General features: G+C 68.6%; 15 protein-coding genes and 2 pseudogenes. 4 read left to right on the forward strand and 13 right to left on the reverse strand.

Annotation, left to right across the window (positions count from 1 at the left end; genetic code table 11):
• Nucleotides 1–210: 210 nt before the first annotated feature.
• The 13 genes and pseudogenes from ABZ070_RS25425 to ABZ070_RS25485 form a co-directional block, all read right to left on the reverse strand.
• Nucleotides 211–1,209 carry a serine hydrolase gene (locus ABZ070_RS25425; protein WP_356637641.1) on the reverse strand — a complete coding sequence of 333 codons (999 nt, stop codon included), beginning with the start codon at nucleotides 1,207–1,209 and terminating at the stop codon, nucleotides 211–213.
• Between the two features lie 436 nt (nucleotides 1,210–1,645).
• Nucleotides 1,646–2,698 (reverse strand): hypothetical protein, encoded by a 1,053-nt coding sequence (locus ABZ070_RS25430; RefSeq protein ID WP_356637642.1) that lies wholly within the window; start codon nucleotides 2,696–2,698, stop codon nucleotides 1,646–1,648.
• Nucleotides 2,699–2,785: 87 nt separating this feature from the next.
• Nucleotides 2,786–3,973: an acetyl-CoA C-acetyltransferase gene (locus ABZ070_RS25435; protein ID WP_356637643.1), complete on the reverse strand. Its 1,188-nt coding sequence runs from the start codon at nucleotides 3,971–3,973 to the stop codon at nucleotides 2,786–2,788.
• A gap of 158 nt (nucleotides 3,974–4,131) precedes the next feature.
• The gene (locus ABZ070_RS25440) at nucleotides 4,132–4,314 is read right to left on the reverse strand and encodes a rubredoxin (RefSeq protein WP_159685962.1); all 183 of its coding nucleotides are present in this window, start codon (nucleotides 4,312–4,314) and stop codon (nucleotides 4,132–4,134) included.
• Nucleotides 4,311–5,198: an alpha/beta fold hydrolase gene (locus ABZ070_RS25445; RefSeq protein WP_356637644.1), complete on the reverse strand. Its 888-nt coding sequence runs from the start codon at nucleotides 5,196–5,198 to the stop codon at nucleotides 4,311–4,313. Before ABZ070_RS25445 ends, ABZ070_RS25440 begins: the two co-directional genes overlap by 4 nt.
• Nucleotides 5,195–6,298: pseudogene (locus tag ABZ070_RS25450) on the reverse strand (fatty acid desaturase). Before ABZ070_RS25450 ends, ABZ070_RS25445 begins: the two are co-directional and overlap by 4 nt.
• A 56-nt stretch (nucleotides 6,299–6,354) precedes the next feature.
• Nucleotides 6,355–6,642, reverse strand: a complete 288-nt coding sequence (locus ABZ070_RS25455; RefSeq protein ID WP_356637645.1) for an acyl carrier protein — start codon at nucleotides 6,640–6,642, stop codon at nucleotides 6,355–6,357.
• Between the two features lie 43 nt (nucleotides 6,643–6,685).
• Entirely contained in the window at nucleotides 6,686–7,648 is a 963-nt protein-coding gene (locus ABZ070_RS25460; protein WP_356637646.1) for an acyl-CoA desaturase, read from the reverse strand.
• Nucleotides 7,649–7,651: 3 nt separating this feature from the next.
• Entirely contained in the window at nucleotides 7,652–8,608 is a 957-nt protein-coding gene (locus ABZ070_RS25465; protein ID WP_356637647.1) for an acyl-CoA desaturase, read from the reverse strand.
• Nucleotides 8,605–10,344 (reverse strand): fatty acyl-AMP ligase, encoded by a 1,740-nt coding sequence (locus ABZ070_RS25470; protein ID WP_356637648.1) that lies wholly within the window; start codon nucleotides 10,342–10,344, stop codon nucleotides 8,605–8,607. The genes ABZ070_RS25465 and ABZ070_RS25470 overlap by 4 nt, the downstream gene beginning before the upstream one ends.
• Nucleotides 10,345–10,429: 85 nt before the next feature.
• Nucleotides 10,430–11,227, reverse strand: coding sequence for a thioesterase family protein (locus tag ABZ070_RS25475; protein ID WP_356637649.1), 798 nt, complete (start codon nucleotides 11,225–11,227; stop codon nucleotides 10,430–10,432).
• Nucleotides 11,228–11,406: 179 nt separating this feature from the next.
• Nucleotides 11,407–12,300, reverse strand: a complete 894-nt coding sequence (locus ABZ070_RS25480; RefSeq protein WP_356637650.1) for an alpha/beta hydrolase — start codon at nucleotides 12,298–12,300, stop codon at nucleotides 11,407–11,409.
• Nucleotides 12,301–12,402: 102 nt separating this feature from the next.
• Entirely contained in the window at nucleotides 12,403–13,635 is a 1,233-nt protein-coding gene (locus ABZ070_RS25485) for a cytochrome P450 (protein WP_356637651.1), read from the reverse strand.
• 327 nt (nucleotides 13,636–13,962) lie between these two features.
• Here ABZ070_RS25485 and ABZ070_RS25490 point away from each other — a divergent pair, with 327 nt between their 5' ends.
• The 4 genes and pseudogenes from ABZ070_RS25490 to ABZ070_RS25505 form a co-directional block, all read left to right on the forward strand.
• Nucleotides 13,963–15,396 (forward strand): DHA2 family efflux MFS transporter permease subunit, encoded by a 1,434-nt coding sequence (locus ABZ070_RS25490; RefSeq protein ID WP_356637652.1) that lies wholly within the window; start codon nucleotides 13,963–13,965, stop codon nucleotides 15,394–15,396.
• A gap of 93 nt (nucleotides 15,397–15,489) precedes the next feature.
• The gene (locus ABZ070_RS25495) at nucleotides 15,490–16,653 is read left to right on the forward strand and encodes a thiolase family protein (RefSeq protein WP_356637653.1); all 1,164 of its coding nucleotides are present in this window, start codon (nucleotides 15,490–15,492) and stop codon (nucleotides 16,651–16,653) included.
• Between the two features lie 80 nt (nucleotides 16,654–16,733).
• Nucleotides 16,734–17,201 (forward strand): helix-turn-helix domain-containing protein, encoded by a 468-nt coding sequence (locus tag ABZ070_RS25500; RefSeq protein WP_356637654.1) that lies wholly within the window; start codon nucleotides 16,734–16,736, stop codon nucleotides 17,199–17,201.
• 233 nt (nucleotides 17,202–17,434) lie between these two features.
• A pseudogene (locus ABZ070_RS25505) lies at nucleotides 17,435–17,512 on the forward strand (co-chaperone GroES); the annotation flags it as partial.
• Between the last annotated feature and the right edge of the window lie 36 nt (nucleotides 17,513–17,548).

Genomic DNA, 17,548 nt, shown 5'->3' on the forward strand with positions numbered 1-17,548 from the left:
CCTGCGTGGCGACGACCGGGTCCTTGTAGGACTTACGGGTCACCTTGAGCTCGAGAGGCCCGTTCTCCGCGGTGACGTACGTGCCGAGGTCCACCGGATGGACCGGTGGTCTGCCGGTCCGGGCCCTCGCACATGTGACGAGCACCGGCAGTCTCCGTCGAGGAGGCTGCCGCGCGGCGGCGATACGGCACGGGCGAAGCCGCCCCTGTGTCACCGGTCGGGGTGCAGGTTCCGGTGCACGGCCCTCGCCACACTCTCGATCGTGTCCATCCCGTAGACCCATCCCGCATCCGGATGCCGGTCCTCGGGCACCCGGTTGTTCTCGGTGAGGACCACCAGGCCGTAGTTGTACGCACGGCCGGTGAAGGCGCCCATGCTGTGGACCTTCCAGTCCCCGCGGTCCCACGGATTTCTGAGGTTCGCGTCGGAACGCTGAAGCCATCCGTTCTTGACCTGGACCGCGGCGTCCGCCGGCGCCCCGGCGGGCGCTCCCCACCGCTGATCGTTCTGCACGTCACGCATCAGTCCGAGGATGTAGGCGCGCTCCTCCTCGTCCAGGACCGTGTCGTCCTCCCCGGTCAGCAGTGCGAGCAGAGTGGCCTGGTCCCTTGCGGTGACCTGGGTCAGACCCATGAACCCGGCTTCGTCGATGGCGGTGTTCGTCATTCCGGCCTCGTCCAGAAAGTGCTGGATGTTGCCGGGTCCGACGGTGTCCCACAACACGTACGTCGACCGGTTGTCCGAATTCGCGATCATTTTCCTGGCCAGATACTGCTCCTCCTCGGTCAGATATCCGTCTCTGATGTGGAGCAGCGCCGCCAGGATCGTCGGCTTCACGATGCTCGCCGAGTCGAAGCGTTTGTCGGCGCGGTACGTGCAGGAAGTGCGCGTCGTCCGGTCGTACAGCGCTATCGAGGCGCGGCTGTCGCGACTGGCCAGTGTGCGGGCTATGTCGCGGGTCAGGTCGTGGGCGAGCCGGGGTTTCCTGGAGGAGCATTCGATGAGCGCGCCCTTGAACGGCAGTGCGGTGGTTTCCCCTTGCCCCTTTTGATGGGAGGCCGGGGGAGCGTGGGCCGCCGAAGCCGATGCGGAAGGGGCGGCAGAGGCCGGACGCGGGGCGGTCCCGGGGGAGGCGGGTTCCCGAGTCGGAGCCGAGACGGATATGGCGAAGGCAAGGGAGACCGCGATGGACATCGTTACCCAGGTCACTTTCGACGTCGTCCCACTGAGCATCAGCTCGCTGCCCTTTCGACCGTCAGCCCGCCGCTGCCGATTCGGCAGGCATCGATGCGGTGCGCACGCCATGTGGCGCCCTCGAATTCGACGCTACAAGTGGGGCATCGGCCTGGCCTGTCCGGTCGGCCGATAGGCCTAGGCGCGCATGCGCAGAGCGGCTGATGAGGTGAAAGGGAAGCGGCTGGGCGGGTCCTTTTCGGCGGAGCGGCGAAAGGCGTGGCAGCAAAAATTCGGCGGTGCGCAAACCGCCGAACCTCGGCATAGTCGGCTCGGCCGGATCGGCCGGGCCGTCGCCCGGCGGCTGGGTGGCGAAGCGGACACTGCGCAGACGGCGTTGCGGGTGAACCACGTCATGCGCGGCACGACCCGGCCGGCGTGGGAAGGGATGAAGAGAGCGGGTAGAGCGCGGTCAGGATCTGTTCCCTGCCATGGCCCCCGGCCGGCCCCCTGCCCCGAGCCGGAACGCGGGCCGGCCCGAGGGGCGGGGGACCGCGCCCGTCAGCCACGTGCCGCTGTCGGTGGCGTACACGCCTGTCGTGGCGCAGGGCAAGGCGAGCCGGTGAGGTATGGGGCCGGTGCCCAGCTCCAGGTGGACCGAGGCGGTGGACCTGCCGGTGCTCGACGTGGTGGCCGCAGTGATATGGGGGAGCCGGCCCGGTTCGAGGTTCGGACCGAACACCACGCCGCTCACCGAGCGGTATGCCTCGTTCTCCCGGCACAGCTCCGCCAGTGCCGCCGCTGCTCCGTCGGACCCGCCCTCGACGGACTTCCATCCGCAGACCCGGCCCTCGTCGACGGTGAGTACCACGGGGTAGGACACCAGCGGGGACAGCCGTTCGTACAGGCGCTGCCGTCCGTGCGGGGTGCCGTGGACGACGGGGCGCCCTTTGACGGTGACCGTCCCGGACAGCGGTGTGCCGCCTGGGGCGGAGCGGAACAGCATCCGGCCTGCCGGTGCCAGGTGCACGCCGCCCGCCTCCGGGTCCCCGTGCGGCTCAACGTACCCGGCCAGTACCGCTATTGAGCCGGTGAGTGGCTCGTGGAGGGTCAGCCCGTCCGGCTCCTGCATCGCCGAGAGCATCCGCCGGCGCCGGTGCGCCGTCGCGTCGGGACGGGTCCGCTCCATCGCGGTCAGGAGACGGCGCAGCCGTTCCTGGGCCAGAGGGCCCTCGCAGAGCCGCGCGCCCACCACGACGCGGGACGGTCCGACTGCCTCGGGTGGGGCGGACAGCAGGCCGTCCCGGGCAGCGAGGACGAGTACGTCTGAATCGGCCGGCACCGTGGTGGTGAGCAGAGCGGCCAGCGATGCGGACGGCTCGACCGCGATCAGGGACGGCTCCGCACCGCTCGGGCTCCGTCCTTCGATCCGGATGCTCCGGGCCAGGGGCTTCTCGACAATGACGGTGAAGTGCGTGCCACCCACGGGGTAGGCGGCAAGAACCTCGGGACGTACGACGATCAATGCTGGGCCTTCCGCTGTCCGGACGGGGATGGGAGGAGGGAGAGGGGGCCCGGGGGGCCCTCCGTGCGGCGCTGCCGGCGCAGGCCGTCAGGGAGTCGGTGAGTGGATCACCAGCGCGCTTCCCTGACCGCCGCCCCCGCACATCGACGCGACCCCGGTGCCACCGCCCCGTCGCCCCAGGGCGTGGGCCAGGTGGAGCACCAGCCGCGCTCCGGAGGCGCCCAGTGGGTGGCCCAGGGCGATCGCCCCTCCATCCGTGTTGACGATGTCCTGGGGGAGGTCCAGCCTGGCGGCAGAGACGACGCCGACCGAGGCGAATGCCTCGTTGATCTCCACCAGGTCCAGGTCGCCGACGCCGATGCCCTCCTTGGCCAAGGCGGCGCGGATGGCGTTGGCCGGTTGCTCGTGCAGGCTCGCATCCGGCCCGGCGACATTGCCGTGCGCGCCGACTTCGGCGATCCAGTCGAGGCCCAGCTCCTCGGCCTTGCGACGGCTGCACACCACGACCGCTGCCGCACCGTCGGACAACGGCGACGAGGTGCCGGCAGTGATCGTGCCGGAGGGGCTGAAGGAAGGGCGCAGCTTGCCCAGGATCTCTGCCGTGGTGTCCGGGCGCAGCGACTCGTCGTGCTCGAAGAGCACCGGGTCGCCCTTTCGGCGCGGCACGGAGACCGGAACGATCTCCGAGGCCAGGGCGCCGGCGTCGACAGCCGCGGCCGCCTTGCGGTGCGAGGCGGCCGCGAAGGCGTCCTGCTCCTCGCGGGTCACGCCGTAGCGGGTGTTGTACCGGTCGGTCGCGCTGCCCATCACGACGTCGTCGAAGGAGCAGAAGAGACCGTCCGACTCCATGCTGTCGATCAGCGGCGTCTCGCCGTATTTGATCCCGGCGCGTGCCCTGGGCAGGACGTGCGGGGCATGCGTCATCGACTCCTGTCCGCCGGCCACGACCAGGTCGAACTCACCGGCGCGGATGAGCTGGTCGGCAAGGGCCACAGCCTCCAGCCCCGAGAGGCAGACCTTGTTGACGGTGAGCGCGGGTACTCCCATGGGGATGCCCGCTGCCACCGCCGCCTGTCGTGCAGGGTTCTGTCCGGCGCCCGCGGTGAGCACCTGCCCCATGATCGTGTACTGCACCTGGTCCGGCCGCACCCCGGACCTCTCCAGCGCTGCGCGGATCGCCACGGTGCCCAACTGGGCCGCCGAGAAGTCCTTGAGGGATCCGAGCAGCTTTCCCATGGGGGTGCGTGCTCCCCCCAGAATCACCGAACGTGCCATGTCTTCCTCCAGGTTGAGGGTAGGAGGTTCGTTCACCGGCTCCGTCGAACCTACCCGTGGGTAATGTCAGGACCACACCATGTGAGCAACGGCGCGGTGAGGAGTCGTGGGGCTCGAGCGGGCCGACCCGGCGTCAGCGGGCAGTGTGACGTCCTCGGTCACAGCTCCTCCATGACGAAGTCGACCTTGGCCGCACCGCAGTCGGGGCACTCCCAGTCGTCGGGGATGTCCTCCCACTTGGTGCCGGGCGGGAACCCCTCTTCGGGAAGGCCCAGTTCCTCGTAGTAGACCCATCCGCAGAGGAGACACATCCACGCCCGCTTGCCGGACTGGTTGCTCATACGATTCCTTGCCTGTTCCTGTTCCTGTTCCTGTTCCTGTGCCTGTGCTCGGTGACGAAGGCGGAGACGGCGGCACCCACGTCCTTCGACATGAGGATGCCCATGTGACCGGTCCCCGGTTTGCTCACCAGCGTTGCGTCCTTCAGCCCGGCCGCGACGGCCTCCGCATCGGAGTACGGCACCATCGGATCGGCGGGGTCGTGCATGACCAGCACCGGCCGGTCGAATGAGGCGCCGAGTCCGACGATGTCCCAGTGGCTGACCGGCACGCCGTTGCGGCGGTGCAGCTCGCCGTAGATGCCCTGCACCACGGCGGGCGTCAGCCGCAGGCCCCCGCCCTCCCAGCGGTCCAGGACGCCGCCCAGCGTGCACGCCGGGGCGACGAGGACGACGCAGTCGAGTGGCCGTCCGGCTCTCTCCACCGCCGCGCCGATCGCGGCGATGCCGCCCAGCGAGTGGGCCACGACGACCCGTACGTCGCCGAGCGTGTCCAGTACGGCGCCGACGGCCCGGGTGTACTGCGTCATCGTCGCCTGGTCCCCGTCGCGCACCCCATGCGCGGGACCGTCAAAGGCCGCCACCCGGAATCCGAGGTCGCGCAGCGGCGGGACCAGCGAGTGCATGCTGCTGCTGTCCGCGGCCCAGCCGTGCACCAGCAGCGCAGTGCCCTCGGTTGCCCGGCCGTCGCCCCAGAGGAAGCCGTTCGCTACGTCGGGGCTGCCGATGACGGTGAACCGGTCGGCGCCCAGGGGCAGCACGTTGTCCGGGTGCAGGCCGAGGGTGCGTGTGCTGCTGAACACGTCGGTCGCCCACCGCGCCCCCGTCGACGGGGCCATGGCCCCGACGACGGTGTGGACGAACCTGCGCAGCAGCTGAGCCTTCACCGGCTGCCCTCGGGCCCCACGGACGTGGGTGTCTTCGGCGTCACCTTGCTCCGTGACAGGTCCGAGTAGTACCCGGACTCCGTGTCGTAGAAGTGCAGATGGCGGACGATGCCCCACATCTGCCCGAAGCTGAACCTGCGTTCCCGCACCATGCCCGGATAACGCTCCTTGAGCATCGCCTGCGCCTTGGGCAGGTTGTAGTACGGCACCACGGGCGCCACGTGGTGCGCCGTGTGGATGGAAATGTTGTGCGTGAGGAACAGCAGCCACTTCGGATAGACGTAGTCCGTGGTGACCAGCAGTCGGCTGGCGTTGCGCGTCTAGTACTCGGCCGTCAGGTAGGGAACGTCGCTGGAGCTGTGGTGCATCAGCGTGGTCGCGCTGAACCAGGCGTGGGTGGCGATCCAGGGGGCGACGAAGTAGAGCAGCAGCCCCGGGGCGCCGGTGAAGTACACCAGTGCCGCGAAGTACGGGACGGCCACGGCGGCGACGAACATGATCGAGCGCCGCACCTCTCGCCGCTGCCCCGCCTTCGGGTAGAAGCCGGGCCGGAACCCGGATTCCACCCAGTAGTTGATCGTCCCGCCCCAGAACGCCCAGGTGCGGGTCGAGATGTACACGGCCTTCTGCCACAGGGACATCCGGTCGTACATGCCGGCCGGCAGAGGGCGCCAGTCGGTGTCGAGTTCCAGGTGGTTGGTGCTGCTGTGGTGCATGTTGTGCACATGCCGCCAGGCGTGGAACGGGTAGATCAGCGGCAGAAGCGAGATGTGCCCGATCGCGTAGTTGAGTTTGCGGGAACGGGAGAAGGAGCCGTGGCCGCAGTCGTGTGCGATGCAGTGCAGTCCCCAGCCGCCGAGACCGGCCACGATCCACAGGGGTATCCACAGCAGCCAGTGCGGAGACCAGGCCACCCCCACGATCGCACCCGCATAGAGCAGCCAGCTGACGGTGAAGCCGACGATGCCCCGGCTCACGCGCGGCTCGAAGTACTCCTTTGGTATCGCGCCCGCGAGGCGTTCGCCCTCGATCTGCTCCGCCTGGGCCAGAAACGTCTGGAAGTGTTCGTCCGGTGCCGACGGAAAGTCGAATGCACCCATGTCGTCTCCCTTGTGAGAACGGTCGGTGCCAGTGATCCGAAGGAAGGACCTGGGGCCTAGGAGGTGAGCCTGAGCTCCTTGGCCAGGTACTGGCTCAGGGCGTCGATGGACTGGTACTCGTAGAGCAGCCCAGGCGACAGCCGGCGTTCCACGATCTTTTCGAGGGCTCCGGACACCTGCACCGCCACCCGGGAGTCGAGCCCGTACGACTCGAACGTCTTCTCGGTGTCGATGGTGTCGCGCGGTATCTCGGTGTGGATCGCCAGGTAATCGGTGAGCCACTGCTTGAGTGCCGCTTCGGTCAGCGGTCCCTGAGGGTGCGGAACCTTTTTTCTTTTGAACACCTGCACGCTCCTGTCTCGTTGTTGACGGGTGGGCGCGGCTCTCTCAAGCCGCCATCCTTGTCCGTTCCTTGCGTTTGGCGATGGTCGCCTTGTCGGGTTCGCGCAGGCTCCACACGACGCCGAGCTTGCCGAGACCCGCGAGCAGCCACCCGCTCAGGTCGGGCTCCCACCAGGTGACGCCGTGCCGGTAGGAACCGGGGAAGGCGTGGTGGTTGTTCTGCAGACCCTCACCGAAGGTGAAGATGGCGACGGGCCAGTTGTTGGCGCTGCGGTCCTCGTTGTCGAAGGGGCGTCCGCCGAAGGCATGGCAGATCGAACCGACGCACCAGGCCGCCTGGTTGGCCACGAAGATGCGGGCCAGTCCGCCGAAGACCAGACCCGTCAGCGCGGACATCGCGGTCTGCTCGATCGCGAAACCGACGACGGCCGGGAGCAGCAGACCGCTGAGCACCCACAGCGGGTAGGTGCGGTGGTAGTACATCAGTCGCCGGCTGCGCAGCACGTCGGGCCCGAAGACGGTCCACTTGGTCGTCTCCGCGCTGAGCATCCAGGGCATGTGCGCGTACCAGAGGCCGCGCATACGAGCCCTGAAGTCCCACCCGTGCAGGTTGGGCGAGTGCGGGTCACCCTCCTGGTCGCTGAACCGGTGGTGCCTGCGGTGCGTGGTCACCCAGAACATCAGCGGACCCTGGGCCCCCATGGAGCCCGTGATCATCATGATGCCCTCGAACACGGCCGATGTCTTGAACGCCTTGTGCGCGAGATACCGGTGGAATCCGACCGTGATGCCGAACATGTGGACGAAATACATCACGCCGAACAGCCACAGGTCCGTCGCGGTGAACTGCCCGGTCCACAGGAAGTAGACCGCCGCCGCGGTGCCGATGAGCGGCAGTGTCATGGTGGTCAGCGCGGAGAACCGCTTGGTCCGGAGGCTGACGGGATCGAGCCTGACGACCGCTTTCGCGACGGCGGCAGGGGTGGTGGAGTAACTGGCCGATGACATCGCTCACATCCCCTTCTCTTGTGTGCGTGTTCGCGTCTCATCACTGCGCATGCGCTCGGGATAGCGCACATCGGACACCAGGCCGAGCTTCTCCAAGGACCGGATCACGGCGCCTGTCGGGTCGATCTGCCACAGTCCGTGCCGGTTGTGGGCGAGGGCGGGACGCGCATGATGGTTGTTGTGCCAGGACCCGCCCACGGACAGCGCCGCGAGGGGCGCGACGTTCCTGCTGTTGTCGCGCGTGCGGTAGTCGCGGTTCCCCAGCGTGTGGCCGATGGAGTTCACTGCCCATGTCACATGGTCGAGGAGGAAGATCCGGGCCAGCCCGCCCCAGAGCAGGCCTCCGATGGCACCGCGCGCGGTGCCGCCACTGAGGAGCCAGCCGAGGATCGCGGGAAGGGCGAGTCCGGCCAACACCCAGACGAAGTAGTACTGGTTGAGCCGCATGACCAACCGGTCCCGCACCAGGTCCGAGGCGCGCTTGCTCCAGTTCTGCCGGCTCACGGTGAACAGCCAGCCGACATGGCCGTGCCAGAACCCGCGCAGCCGGGCGGAGAGCCCCGGCGCGAGCGCCCGGGGGGAGTGGGGATCGCCGTCCCGGTCGGTGAAGGCGTGGTGCTGACGGTGGATGGCGACCCAGAAGACGACCGGCCCCTGGGCGGCCATGCTGCCGGCGATGCCCCAGAAGGCGGTCATGGCCGGTCCCGCGGAGAAGGAGCGGTGGGAGAAGAAGCGGTGGAAGCCGCCCTCGACGCCCAGTGAGGTGATCAGGTACATGACCGCGAGGAGCATTCCGTCGTACCAGGTGAATCCGTGCTCGAGGGAGAAGGCGATGGCGGCCGCCATACCGAGGGTGGGCACGCCCACGGTGACCCAGGCGAGTCTGCGGGCGGCCACGTCGACCCCGTCCGCGGTCCCGGCGGGTATCACCCGGTCGGCTCCGGCGTCGGCGGCGCTCATGAGACGGCCGTCCGCTTCGCCACCGGGACCGACGCGAACGCCTTGAGTTCTCCGGAGAGGAAGGCGTCCCGCGTCGCCCTGCGGCGGATCTTGCCGCTGGTGGTCATCAGGACCGTTCCGGGCGGGCCGAAGTGGATGCAGGCGGGCCGGACACCGTGGTCTCCCGTCACTGCCGCGGTCACCAACTCCCTGAGCTCGCTCTCGTCAGCCGCGAACTCCCGAGCCGTGCCGCGGTACTCGGCGACGATCGCGACTTCCTCCTCGTCGCGTGCGTTGCTCCGCACGGAGAACGCGGCCGCCCTGCGCAGTGCCTGGTGCGACCCGAGGACCGACGACTCGATGTCCTGCGGGTGGAGGTTGCGGCCGCTGATGACGATCAGGTCCTTGAGCCGGCCCGTGACGAACAGCTCCCCGTCGAGCAGGAAGCCGAGGTCTCCGGTACGCAGGTACTCGCGTCCGTCGTCGCGGCCCGCCGGCCGTGCGCCGAAGGTCTTGTCCGTCAGCTCCGGCCGACCGAGGTAGCCGGTTGCCACATTGGATCCGGTGACCCACAGTTCGCCCACGCTGCCCGGCGTCACCGGGCGGCCGGACTCCGGGTCGACGACGATGACGTCGTGGCCCGTGGCGATCACGCCGCAGCTGACCACACCGACCGCCTTGTCGGTGGCCTCACTGCCGATCCTGCGCACTTCACCGCGCTCCAGCGCCTCCTTGCTCACCCATTCGGTCCGGATCTCCGAGCTCTGCTCGGGCTTTCCGGAGACGAAAAGGGTGGCCTCGGCAAGCCCGTAGCAGGGGATGACGGAACCGACGTCGAAGCCGCAGGCGGCGCCGAAGCGCTTCTCGAACCGCTCCAGGGTCGCGCTGGACACCGGCTCGCTTCCGCAGAAGACCTGCCGAAGGGTGCTCAGGTCGAGCGTGGCGAGCTCTTCGTCGCCGATGCTCGTGGCACAGAGGTCGAACGCGAAGTTCGGTCCCACCGTGATGGTGATCCGGTGGTCGGTGATCGCCTTGAGCCAGCGGTACGGGTCCTGGACGAAGTGGACCGGGGACATCATGACGAGGGGCCAGCCCCCGTGCACCGCCAGCATGATGGTGCCCATCAGCCCCATGTCGTGGTACGGGGGCAGCCAGGAGCAGCCGATGCGGTCCTCCTCGAAGCCCATATGGCTGTCGAGGACCCGGCAGTTGCTCACCAGGTTGTCATGGGTGAGGACGATGCCCTTCGGGTCTCCGGTGGAGCCCGAGCTGTACTGGAGCAGGGCAGGGTCGGCCGCCCGAAGCGGTACGTCCTGTTCCGGCCGGGTCAGGTAGAACTCGTCTTCGGGGAAGATCCACTGCGGCCGTTCCGTGGTGCCGGACAGTTGCTCGTGGAACTGGTCCACGTGGCCGGCGAAGCGCGGGTGGGTCAGGACGGCCCTGGGGGCGCAGTCCTCCACGATGGACAGGAAGCGTCCCACGGCCCGTCGACCGAAGGGCGGGAACGAGGGTACGGCGGTGCATCCGGCGCGTAGGGCGCCGAACAGGCCCGCCACGTAGTCGAGTCCGGGATCGAGGGCGAGGACCACACGCCCACCGTCGAGCCCGCTGTCGTGCAAACGGGCGGCAACCGCCGTTGCCCGATCGGCGAGATCGCGGTAGGTCCAGTCGATGGCATGCTCGCTCGTTCCGTCGGGCAGGAATCGGAAGGCGAGCCGGTCGGGTGTTTGCCGGGCCCGCTGGTCAAGGATGTGCACCAGCGACGTCCCGGAGGAGGGATCCAACGGTTCCACAGCCAACGGCCTTTCAGGTCTGTTCTCTGTCGGAAGCGTGTGCGTCGACTCAGCCTGCGCGGACCACCCGGAGCTGGTGGGCGGCCCCCAGGTGTGTGCCGTCCGGGCCCCAGGCGTCGATCTGCTCATTGATCCAGCCACCCGCCGAGGCGGCGAGTGTCCTGGCGCGCAGCAGGATCCACGGGGAGGAGGCCTTGGCGAGTCCCGCGCCGGGCCTGACCGTCAACTCGACGGTGGGCACCAGGACGAGCTGGGAGAGGACGGCCGCGTAGGAGGGAGCGAGGGCGTCCATGAGGAAGACGAATCGGAGTACGTCCGGCGTGTTGTCGTCCTCCAGGAGACGTACCCACGCGATGAGTTCGGGCTCAGTGCCGCCCGCGTACGGGCGCGCGGATCCCACCGGCCGGATCTCCATGCTGGCGGCGATGGGCACGAACTCCGGCGGAATGGCGAACTCTTCGCACTGGTCCGGTTGCGGGGCCGCGGGCGCGGCCGGTGCCACCGGCTGCCAGGAGGGCTCTCCCGGACGTCCGTAGACGGCCGATGCCTCGATGTGCAGCCCCTTGGCGCTCTCCGCCCCGGCGGTCACCGCCGCGCTGGTCCGGCCGGCGCGGACGAGGGAACTCGACACGGTGAAACCGGATTCGATCGGTCGGTCGAAGCGTCCGGTGACGCTCTGGAGTTTCAGACCGGGGACGTGCGCCTGCGTCGCAGAAGTGAGCAGGGCAAGAGCGAGCCCACCGTGAAATCCGCCAAATCCCTGCAGGTGGTTTTCTGCTTCGACCTCCCCGTCGACCGGATTCGCCAGCAGTGCTCCTGGCCCGCTTGTTTCGTGGGTAATTGGCATGTACCCAACAGTAGCCTGCCTCTAGGATATTCGGCAGGCATATACGTCCGTGACGATCACCACAATGGCAGATCGGTGGGCAGGGGGAACGGCGCATGGAGTACTCGGGTCGGCCGCTCGTAATGCCCGAGGCTTCGCCTGCGAAGGTGGCGCCTCGGGCTTCCGGAATTTTGCCCGGATTAGCCGAAGAATTCTATGAACTCTGCTATGACGGCTTCCGGCTGCTCCTCCACGAGATAGTTACGTGTGTCCTTGATCTCGGCCACGCGCACGTCGGTTCCCTGGGTGGGCAGCACCTTCTGCATGTATTCGAAGAAGCCTCCGTAGGCGAGCCCGAGCACGGGTACGCCCACCTTGCCGTACCCGCGGAAGTCGTCGATGTCCTGCTGGTAGGCCTGGAACCAGGCCTGACTTGCGCGGATGGCTTCCGGTGAGTCGTACGCGCGGGCGTAGACGTCGCGGTCGCGGGAGGTGATGGCGTCCGGATTCACCAGACTGAGGCCGAACATGTAGTCGACCATGTGGCGGTAGCGGCCCGCCAGTATCTTCTCCGGGAAATCGGGGACCAGGTTGAATGCGAGCCACCAGCGGTGCGGTCCCGGATCGGTGGGCCGAGGCATGATGCGGAACTCGTGGTAGTTCTCGTCGATGTGGGTCGTATTCAGCATCGCCAGCTTCGCCGTCGCCGACGGATAATTCAGGGCATAGCTCATCGCGACCATAGAGCCGATTCCGTGACCCGCGATATTAATGCGTTGGTAACCCAGGTGGACGGCCAGGGCGTGAATGTCTCCCGCCATGGACTTCTTGTCGTACCCGGACGCGGGCTTACTGGAGCCGCCCATTCCGCGTATGTCGACGGCGATCACGCGGAAGCGCTCGGCGAGGGACGGCATGATCTTCCGGTATTCCCACCACGTCTCCGGCCAGCCGGGCAGAAGCACCAACGGCTCTCCCTGTCCGCCGGCCACGTAGTGCAGCCGGACCCCGTTGACGTCGGCGTACTCGCTTGTGAAGTCCCCGTCGAGGGAGGCCGCGAGCTTTTGGTCACCGAACGGTGTGTTCGTCGACACGTGTCTTCCTCTCCTTCAGCGGACGGATCCGCTGTGGTCCTGCCGCTGCAGGTGCGTAGGGAACGCTCGTCGTGGAGCGGGACATCCGCCGGATGGCCCGGGTCAGCAGGTTGTGACGAGTAGTCGGTCGTGTCCGCGCTGCACGATCTGGTTGCGGAACGTCGGCGGGCCGGCCAGGGTCATGCCGGGCAGCCGGTTCAGCAGCTTCGGCACCGCCGTCTCCGCCGACATCCGGGCCAGCGCGGCCCCGAGGCAGTAGTGCATGCCGCCGCTGAAGGTGAGCGGTTGGTTGTCCTGGCGCGACGGGTCGAAGACGTGGGGGTCGGGGAAGCGTCGAGGGTCGCGGTTGCCTGCGGCGACGAGCAGGGTCAGCGGGACTCCGGCGGCGACCTTCACCCCGAAGAATTCCAGGTCCCGGGAGGCCACCCGGTTGAGCGCCTGCACCGCCGGGTCGTATCGGAGCGTCTCGTCGACGAAGCCGGCGGCCGCCTGCGGCTCGTCACGCAGCCTGGCCCCTTCCGCGGGGTGTTCAAGGGCGAGCCGCACCATGTTGCTGAGCAGGTCCTGCGGCGCCTCGGCGGCGGCGACCAGAAGCAGCATCAGGTTGGCGACCAGCTCCTCGTCCGTCAGCTCGCCCCCCGCGTCGCGGGCCTTGATGAACGTACTGGTCAGGTCAGGGCCGGGGGTCGCGCGGCGGCGGGCGACCAGCTCGTGGAAGTACGCCGCGAGACGGTCCATGGCGCCGTCGCCCGGCACGAGTTGCGCCAGGTCGCCGATGGGCTCCAGGGCCAGCGTGATGTCGCCGACGATGCCGCGCAGGCCTGCGTGGTCCTCGTCAGGAATGCTGAGCAGCTCACCGATGACGCCGGTGGCCATGCGGAACGTGAACTCGGGTACCAGGTCGACCGTTTCGCCGCTCGCGCCGAGCGCGGCGACGTTGCGTACGGCGTCCTCGGCCCGACGCTCCACCATCGGCTGCCACGCGGCCACGCTCCGGGCGGCGAATGCGCTGCCGAAGAAGCGCCGGAAGCGCTCGTGGTCCGGGTCGTTGGAGAACAGCATGTTCTTCGTCAGCCAGTACCACGAGGAGTGATCCCGCCAGCCCGGCAACTTCACGTCCTGGACGGCCGCGTCGGTCGAGAGCAGGTCCGGGTCGCGCAGGGCCCGGGCGCACTCGGCGTGGCCGGTGACGAAGACATGGACACCGCCCACGTCCACCACCGGACCGTGGGCGCGCATCTCCTCGTACAAGGGGTACGGGTTCTGCTTTCCCTCAGGCGCCAGCAGACGGCCCATCACATCGAGCGGGTCAGCCAGGGTTTCGGTAGAGCTCACTCTCACTCCGGGTGTGTCGGTTCGTACCTTCGGGTCCGTGCGAGGCGATGCAGGTGCGTACCGAGGCGCGGCCTTCTGGGGATCGAGAGAGGATCCACGGCGCTGCTGCTCACGGCCGCCCCGAGTGGGTCGGGATTTCCAACCCTCATGGCGGAGTGACCATAACAACGTCGGTTCGGAGAGGCAACCACCTTTCCCTCTGGCGCAGTTGAGCGTTTTCCGTCACACCCGCCCCCTGTTGGTTGCAGGCTCCGATCAACCGTTGCTACGTTCGCCGACCAGGTCAGTTGGAATTTCGAACCCAATGACGGGAAGAACGGGACGATCATGAGCCTCCCCGACGAACAGACCACTGCCGTCCCCGGATCCACGGCACCAAGACCGCGACTGGGCCCGGTCTTCGCCGTCGTCGCGGCCGGTGTGGCCATGGCGAACCTCGACGTGTTCATCGTGAACGTGGCGTTGCCGGACATCGGCCGCGAGTTCTCGGGCTCCTCGCTCGCGTCGTTGTCGTGGGTGCTCAACGCCTATGCCGTGGTCTTCGCCGCGCTGCTGGTGCCGTCGGGCAACCTGGCCGACCGCACCAGCCCCCGGACGGCCTACCTCGCGGGCATCGTGACATTCACAGTCGCCTCCGCGCTCTGTGCACTGGCTCCCGACGTCTGGTTCCTGGTGGCGGCCCGCGTGGTGCAGGCCGTCGGCGCGGCCATGCTCATTCCCTCCTCGCTCGGCCTGCTCCTTGCCTCCGCTCCACCGGAGCGCCGGATGTCCTCGGTACGTGCCTGGACAGCCATCAGTGGTGTGGCCAGCGCCCTCGGTCCGGTCGCCGGCGGCCTGCTCACCGAACTGAACTGGCGCTGGGTGTTCTTGGTGAACCTGCCGATCGGCATCGCCGCCCTGGTGGCCGGCGCGCGGGTGCTGCCGCGGGTGCCCGCCCGGGATCTGCCGCGCCCCGACCTGTTGGGTTCGGGCCTGCTGACCATCGCCATCGCGGCACTCGCGCTCGGTCTGGTCAAGGGCGAGGACTGGGGCTGGGCCTCCAGGAATTTCCTCGGTGCGCTGGCCGCCACCCTCGTCCTGCTGGTGTGGTTCGTGGCGCGCTCCGCCAGGCACCGGTCGCCGGTGCTGCCTCTCCCGCTGCTGAAGATCCCGGCGTTCAGTCCGGCCTCGCTGGCCAACGTCCTCTTTGCGGTGGCATTCGCGGCCATGTTGCTGTCCACCGTGCTGTGGTGCCAGGACGTCTGGAACTGGTCGCCACTCAGGACGGGTCTGGCGATCTTCCCGGGCACCCTGCTGCCGCCCGTGCTGGCCATCAGTATCGGCCCGCTCGCCCGCAGGCTCGGCGCCGGCCCGATCGCGGTGGTTGGTTGCGCGGTGTTCGCCGCAGGAATCGCCTGGTGGTACGTGCACTTGGAGCCCGCCGCCGACTACTTGACGGGGATGCTGCCCGGCATGCTGCTCACCGGCGTGGGCGTCGGTCTGACCCTGCCGACCCTGATCACCGCAGCTGTCACGGCGTTGCCGCCGCAGAGCTTCTCCACCGGCTCCGGCGTTGTCACCATGGCCCGCCAGGTCGGCACCGTGCTCGGTATCGCGCTGTTGGTCGCGGTCATGGGCGTGCCGAGCGGGACCACCGAGATGCTGGGCGCCTTCGACGACGGCTGGCTGATGACGCTGGTGGCCACCGGTGCCGCCGCGGTGGCGAGCCTCTTCCTCGGCCGGGCCGGGCGGGCGTCGCAGGCCGCCGCAGAAAAGTCATGACACGGGGCGAGCACGGCTGTCGGCCGTGCTTGCCATCTTTCGTCAGTACCGGGCCGCCGACCGAGGCCCCCGGTTTCGCTACAGGAGGTATTCATGCGGGATGCAGTGATCGTCGAGGCGGTTCGCACACCGACCGGTAAGGGCAAGCCAGGTGGCGTGTTGCACGGCGAGCACCCCGTCGACCTGCTCGCAAGGACGCTCGGCGCCTTGGTGGAGCGCACCAAAGTGGACCCCGCGCTGATCGACGACGTCGTCGGCGGCTGTGTCAGCCAGGTGGGGGACCAGTCCTTGAACACCATCCGCAACGCGGTGCTGGCCGCGGGTTTCCCCGAGAGCGTGCCGGCCATGACGGTGGACCGGCAGTGCGGATCGTCCCAGCAGGCCGTGCACATCGCGGCCCAGGGGGTGATGAGCGGCGCCTACGACGTGGTGGTGGCCTGCGGGGTCGAGTCGATGTCCCGGGTACCGATGGGGTCCAGCGTGCTTCCCGGCAGCGATCCGTTCGGCCCGAAGCTGGGGAAGCGTTATCCGGACGGGCTGGTCGGGCAGGGCATCAGCGCCGAACTGATCGCGGCCCGCTGGAAGATCAGCCGCACGGAGCAGGACGCCTTCGCCCTGCTCTCCCACCAGCGCGCCGCGTCGGCCTGGGAGCGGGGCGAGTTCGACCGGGAGGTCGCCTGGAGCGGCATGCCGGACGAAACCGTGCGGCCCGCGACCACCGCCGAGGCGCTGGCGGGGCTCAAGCCCGCCTACTACGACCCGCGGATGGAGGAGCGGTTCCCGGAGATCAGCTGGACCGTCTCGGCGGGCAACACCTCGCCCCTCAGTGACGGCGCGGCGGCCCTGCTGATCATGGGTGCGGACGTGGCCGAGCGGCTCGGTCTGCGGCCCCGCGCCCGCTTCCGGGCGTTCGCCGTGGCCGGGGACGACCCCCTGTTCATGCTCACAGCCATCATGCCCGCCACCGAGAAGGTGCTGAGCAAGGCCGGCCTCGGTGTGGACGACATCGACCTGTTCGAGGTCAACGAAGCCTTCGCCTCCGTGGTCCTGGCCTGGCAGTCGGAGACCGGTGTCGACATCGACAAGCTCAACGTGCGCGGCGGAGCCATCGCGATCGGCCACCCGCTCGGGGGCAGCGGGGCCCGGATCATGACCACGCTGCTCCACAATCTGGAGGACCGGGGGGCACGGTACGGACTGCAGACCATGTGTGAGGCCGGTGGCATGGCGAACGCGACCGTCATTGAGCGACTCTGAGACCCCCTGGACGGGCGCCGGAGGCGGCGGTCGACGCACCGCATGGCGTTCCGGAAGAGAGTGGACCTAAGGTGGGGCCCATGGCGAAGTCAACAGCTCCTCGAGCGTGTTCCATCGCGGACGCGCTCGAGTTGGTGGGTGAACGCTGGTCCTTGCTCGCCGTGCGGGAAATCCTGCACGGTGTGCGCCGATTCGACGAGATCGTCCGCAATACCGGGGCGTCGCGCGACATCCTGACCACACGGCTGCGCAAGCTGGAGTCCGGCGGCGTCGTCCGGCGCGAGCAGTACAGCGAGCGTCCACCCAGATTCGAGTACCACCTCACCACGGCCGGCAAGGAGGTGGGGGACGTCCTGCTGACCCTCATGCGGTGGGGCGACCGCCATCTGAACCCCGATGACCCGCCGGTCCGTTGGCTCCACTCCTGCGGCGAGGTGCTCGATCCCGTGGTGGTCTGCAACCACTGCGGCGAGCCCGCCCGCAACAACGTCCACACCGCCACCGGCCGTGGCGTGCTGGTTGTCCACGAGACGGGGTCCGGCTCGTAGCAGCCCTGCCGGCGCGGTCGCGTTCCCGGAGCGCGGCCGCGCCTGGGGCTGCCGTCAAGGACCGTGCCCCACGACGTGTTTCCTGAGATCGAGTGAACGCGGAATCGGTGGTCGATCTGGCATGCGGCACACGAGGCGTAGTGCCGGGCGTGGACCGGCGGTTCCACGCTCTCGTCGGTGCGTGCACGGTCTCCCGCGATGCCGCCGCCCCCTTCCCGACCCGCAGGACAGCGGGCCGGGAAGTGAAGTACTGCGGCGAGGAGTACCTCGTCCTCTCGGCTCGCGACGTGCTCGCGATCGTCGAGAAGTAAGACCTGCTTTACCTGTTTTGCCTTGAGCTGCGCCCC

Origin of the sequence: Streptomyces sp. NPDC006283 (genome assembly GCF_040613325.1) — a bacterium.
GTDB lineage: Bacteria > Actinomycetota > Actinomycetes > Streptomycetales > Streptomycetaceae > Streptomyces.

What these genes read in the sequence shown, in the direction of transcription:
- ABZ070_RS25435 (WP_356637643.1), bottom strand. Translation starts at nt 3,973, where the DNA reads ATGGCACGTTCGGTGATTCTGGGGGGAGCACGCACCCCCATGGGAAAG.
- ABZ070_RS25440 (WP_159685962.1), bottom strand. Translation starts at nt 4,314, where the DNA reads ATGAGCAACCAGTCCGGCAAGCGGGCGTGGATGTGTCTCCTCTGCGGA.
- ABZ070_RS25460 (WP_356637646.1), bottom strand. Translation starts at nt 7,648, where the DNA reads ATGTCATCGGCCAGTTACTCCACCACCCCTGCCGCCGTCGCGAAAGCG.
- ABZ070_RS25465 (WP_356637647.1), bottom strand. Translation starts at nt 8,608, where the DNA reads ATGAGCGCCGCCGACGCCGGAGCCGACCGGGTGATACCCGCCGGGACC.
- ABZ070_RS25475 (WP_356637649.1), bottom strand. Translation starts at nt 11,227, where the DNA reads ATGCCAATTACCCACGAAACAAGCGGGCCAGGAGCACTGCTGGCGAAT.
- ABZ070_RS25490 (WP_356637652.1), top strand. Translation starts at nt 13,963, where the DNA reads ATGAGCCTCCCCGACGAACAGACCACTGCCGTCCCCGGATCCACGGCA.
- ABZ070_RS25495 (WP_356637653.1), top strand. Translation starts at nt 15,490, where the DNA reads ATGCGGGATGCAGTGATCGTCGAGGCGGTTCGCACACCGACCGGTAAG.
- ABZ070_RS25500 (WP_356637654.1), top strand. Translation starts at nt 16,734, where the DNA reads ATGGCGAAGTCAACAGCTCCTCGAGCGTGTTCCATCGCGGACGCGCTC.